At 33.5% G+C, this 496-nt stretch carries 1 protein-coding gene; it reads left to right on the top strand.

All coding sequences use genetic code 11. The features are described from left to right. On the top strand, positions 1 to 496 hold a 496-nt coding region (locus H4O21_RS28070; protein WP_220495849.1), incomplete at both ends, for a hypothetical protein.

Here is a 496-nt window from a genome sequence, read left to right as displayed (position 1 = left end):
TGATGGATCCTGAAGCGTTAAATAATGGAGGCGAACCAAACTGGGCAATTATGTTGCCTTTTTATGGATTGATGTTTGTTTTTTCATTCTTTGCAATGATAATTGGAGTAGGATTCAAAGCCGCTTTTTTTAGAATATGCAAGCAAAAAGAATTTAATGAAGCTGTAGGTGATGATTATCTTTATTTTTTCAAAAAACCTTATTTAGGAAAAACGGTAAAAGTAGGAGCTGCTACATTTTTAATAACTATTGTAGCCTACCTTTTATGTGTTTTACCAGTGATATATGCCGTTGTTCCAATCTCCATTATAAATGTAATTTACGCATTCAATCCAGATTTATCTGTTTCAGAAATAGTCAAGGCAGGATTTAAATTGGGTAATAAAAAATGGTTAATAACCTTTGGATTAATGCTTGTTGCTGGATTTCTGGCTGGTGCTGTTCGCATGCTAATGTGCTTTATTGGTGTGCTTGCTACATCTGCTTTCTCATATAT

Origin of the sequence: Oceanospirillum sediminis, assembly GCF_014164585.1 — a bacterium.
Lineage (GTDB): Bacteria > Pseudomonadota > Gammaproteobacteria > Pseudomonadales > Halomonadaceae > Oceanospirillum > Oceanospirillum sediminis.
This window is presented reverse-complemented; position numbering and strand designations above follow the sequence as displayed.